Source organism: Nocardioides sp. CPCC 206348, from assembly GCF_048654705.1.
In the GTDB taxonomy this organism is placed as follows: Bacteria; Actinomycetota; Actinomycetes; order Propionibacteriales; family Nocardioidaceae; genus Nocardioides.
Genome location: NZ_JBMCZA010000209.1, coordinates 18,486 through 22,185 on the forward strand (window position 1 = coordinate 18,486; position 3,700 = coordinate 22,185).

3 protein-coding genes and 1 pseudogene are annotated in these 3,700 nt (G+C 70.7%); 3 read left to right on the plus strand and 1 reads right to left on the minus strand.

Annotation, left to right across the window (positions count from 1 at the left end; all coding sequences use genetic code 11):
• The 3 genes and pseudogenes from ACOADB_RS20685 to ACOADB_RS20695 all read left to right on the plus strand — a co-directional run.
• Window positions 1–436: pseudogene (locus tag ACOADB_RS20685) on the plus strand (diacylglycerol kinase); the annotation flags it as partial.
• Window positions 433–1,269 (plus strand): SDR family oxidoreductase, encoded by an 837-nt coding sequence (locus ACOADB_RS20690; RefSeq protein WP_378602873.1) that lies wholly within the window; start codon window positions 433–435, stop codon window positions 1,267–1,269. The pseudogene ACOADB_RS20685 and the gene ACOADB_RS20690, both read left to right, overlap by 4 nt.
• 9 nt (window positions 1,270–1,278) lie before the next feature.
• The gene (locus ACOADB_RS20695; protein ID WP_378602875.1) at window positions 1,279–2,349 is read left to right on the plus strand and encodes an MBL fold metallo-hydrolase; all 1,071 of its coding nucleotides are present in this window, start codon (window positions 1,279–1,281) and stop codon (window positions 2,347–2,349) included.
• A gap of 2 nt (window positions 2,350–2,351) precedes the next feature.
• Here the strand turns inward: ACOADB_RS20695 and ACOADB_RS20700 are convergent.
• Window positions 2,352–3,700 (minus strand): spermidine synthase (locus ACOADB_RS20700; protein ID WP_378602878.1); only part of this gene is annotated, 1,349 nt, incomplete at its 5' end.

Genomic DNA, 3,700 nt, shown 5'->3' on the forward strand with positions numbered 1-3,700 from the left:
TGAGCCGCTCGTCGAGGAGGTCACCCGCCGACCCGCCCCGCGCACGGTCAGGACCCACTCGGTCGATGTCGAGGAGGGCACCATGGGCTCGGTGCTGTTCCGGGTGATCGGCACCGTCGACGGCGTCCCGCGGATCACCCTCGAGCACGTCACGCGCACCGACGCCGAGGCCGAGCCGGACTGGCCGACGCCGAACGAGGGCGACGGCTGCTACCGGATCGAGATCACGGGCGAGCCGTGCATGAAGGTCGAGTTCACCCACCACGGCGAGCACGGTGACCACAACGTCTCGGGGATGATCGTCACCGCCCAGCGCCTGATCAACGCCGTCCCGGCCGTCGTCGCGGCCCGGCCCGGTCTGCTCACCGCGCTCGACCTCCCGCTGGTCACCGGCCGCGGCCTGGTCACGACGACCCCGACCAACGGAGCATCATGAGCATCCTCGACAGGTTCACCATCACTGACCACGTCGCTGTCGTCACCGGCGCCGGTCGCGGTATCGGTGCCGCCACGGCCGTCGCGCTCGCCGAGGCCGGTGCCGACGTCCTGATCTCGTCGCGCACCGAGGGTCAGCTCAAGGACGTCGCGGCACGGATCGAGTCCGTCGGGCGCCGGGCGGTCGTCGTACCCGCGAACCTGGCGCACACCGACGAGGTCGCCGGTCTCGCCCAGGCGGCGTACGACGCCTTCGGTCGCCTCGACATCGTCGTCAACAACGTCGGTGGCACGATCCCGAACGCCTTCCTCGACACCGACGTGGCCTACCTGGAGGAGTCCTTCCACTTCAACGTCGCCACGGCGCACGCGCTGAGCCGCGCTGCCGTCCCGCTGATGCTGGCCTCGGCCGGCGACGGACGGCAGAAGTCGATCACCTCGATCAGCTCGATGATGGGCCGTACGGCGGCCCGCGGCTACCTCGCGTACGGCGTCGCCAAGGCGGCGCTCGCGCACTGGACCCGGCTCGCGGCAACCGACCTGTCCCCGAACATCCGCGTCAACGGTGTGTACGTCGGCTCGGTGATGACCAGCGCCCTGGAGTTCGTTGCGGGCGTGCCCGCGATGAAGCAGCAGATGGAGGAGGCCACGCCCCTCGGCCGGATCGGCGAGGCGGAGGACATCGCCGCTGCGGTGCTCTATCTCTCCTCGCGTGCGGGCCAGTTCGTCACCGGCAAGCTGCTCGAGGTGGACGGCGGAATCCAGGAGCCCAACCTCGACCTGAACCTCCCCGATCTGGTCCCCACCGGACGACCTTCAGAGACCCCTTCCTAAGGTGGTCCCATGACCACGGGAGGCATTGCAACCGGCCACGCGTTCTCGCCGGACTCCGGCCGCTACTGGGCGGACGAGGGTGCCTGGCAGGTCGCCGACGGGATCTACCGGATCCCGCTGCCCCTCCCGATGGACGGTCTCAAGGCGATCAACGTGTACGTCGTCCAGTCCGATGACGGGCTGACCCTGATCGACGGCGGCTGGTCGATCCCGGTGGCGCGCGAGCTGCTCGACAAGAGCCTGCGCTCGATCGGCTCGGGCTTCGGGGACATCAAGCGCTTCCTGGTGACCCACGTGCACCGTGACCACTTCACGATGGCCACGGTCCTGGGCCAGGAGTTCGGCGCCGAGGTGGTGCTCGGCATCGACGAGAAGCCGGCGCTCGAGCTGTTGCACCGTGCCGCAGAGGACGAGCTCGGCGAGAGCCCGTTCCTCGGCGTGCTCCGCACCGCGGGTGCCACCGAGATCGCCGAGCTGTGGGCGGCCGGCCACGACGGCGTCCTGCCCGACGCCGTCGACTGGGCCTTCCCCGACCTGTGGCTGGAGGGGGACCGTTCCTTCGAGGTGGGTCGCCGGACCATCGACGCGGTGCACACGCCCGGCCACACGCCCGGCCACTACGTCTATGCCGACAAGGTCGAGGGCGTCCTGTTCGCCGGCGACCACGTGCTTCCCACGATCACGCCGTCGATCGGTTTCACGGTGCCCGCGGTCGAGCAGCCGCTGGGACAGTTCATGTCCTCGCTGGCACGGGTGCGCACTCTCCCCGACCTCCGCATCCTCCCGGCACACGGTCCGGTCGCGCCGTCGTCGTACGCCCGCGTCGACGAGCTGCTTGCCCACCATGAGACCCGGCTCGACCAGAGCCTGACCTCGCTGCGCGCCCGCGGCGACGTCACCTCGATCGTGGTCGCCCGCGACCTGGGCTGGACGCGTCACGAGCACGCCTTCGACGACCTCGACATCTTCAGCCAGGGGATGGCGGCGATGGAGACCAAGGCGCACCTCGACCTGCTCGTCGCGCGGGGACAGGCCACCGCGACCGACCAGGCCGACGGGGTCGTCTACACCGCGACCTGAGGTCAGCGCAGCACTGCGAGGAGCGACGCGTGGTCGTCGCTCCACGCCTGTTCGGCCGTGCCGGTCAGCGTCGTCCAGCTCGACTTCGCGACGAGGGTGTCCGCCAGGCCGCCTGCGGGGCTCAGGGCGATCCAGGCCGATCGGACGCCGAGGGGCTTGCTGCCACCCTTGCCGATGGCTGCGTGCCAGCCCAACCGCTCCGCGGCGCCCGCGATCACCGGGGCGAGGTCGAAGTACAGGTTGCTGATGTGGACGGCGATGGAGCCGCCCGGCCGGATCCGGGTCGCGTACTCGGCGAAGGCCTCGGCTGTCAGCAGGTGCACGGGAATGGCGTCCGAACTGAAGGCGTCGAGGACCAGCAGGTCGGTCGTGGCGGGCGCGAGTTCGGCGACGCGGAGGCGTCCGTCGCCGGTCGTGGTCTCCACGGCCGCAGCGGAGTCGGCCAGGAACGTGAAGTAGCGCCGGTCGTTCGCGATCCGGACCACCTCGGGGTCGATCTCGATGAACCGGATGGTCTGTCCCGGGAGGCCGTAGGCGGCGACGGTGCCCGTCCCGAGGCCGACGGCCGTGATGTCGACGAGGTTCGTGCCCACTGTGTCGAAGACGTCGCCGAGCGGACCGTTGCGGGCGTAGTAGCTGGTTGGTTCCGTGCGTTCCCCGGGATTGCGGGACTGGAAGCCGTGCACGGTGGTTCCGTGGCGCATCTCCACGAGGTCGGGCGTCTGCACCACGACGTAGGAGCCGTAGAACGTCCGCGAGCGAGCGAGCACCTCGCCCTGCGGGAGCGAGACGAAGGCGCCGACCGCGAGCACGGCCGTCATCGTCAACGCGATCCAGCGGGTGGCCCCCAGGGCGAGCCACAGGAGCGGTACGCCGGCAAGGACCAGCGCGTACTCGATGACCCGGTCGAAGACCAGCGGAGCCAGGAGTCCGTTGAACAGGCCGCCGAGCGCGCCGCCCACCGACACCACGACGAAGAACAGGGTGAGGTGGTCGGCCGCGGGCCGGTCGGCCGCGAGCAGCGCGTGCGCCACGTAGGCGACCACCCCGAGCATCGCGAGATGCGTCAGCACGGTGAGGGGCAGCGGAAGCACGCGTTCGCCGGCGGTCAGGGCCCGGGTGGCGATCACCAGCACGACGGCGACGGCAGCCGCGGTCCCGGGCCGCCTGCGCCCCGCCCCCGCGAAGGCGATGACGAAGGTGGCGAGGTAGATCGCCAGCGGGACGACCCACAACAGCGGCACCGGAGCCACGTCCGTGGTCAGGTGGGTGGTCACCCCCAGCATCAGCGACGACGGCAGGAAGGCGAGCGCCAGCCACGTCAGCATGCGGCGGACCGCCGGTCGTTCGG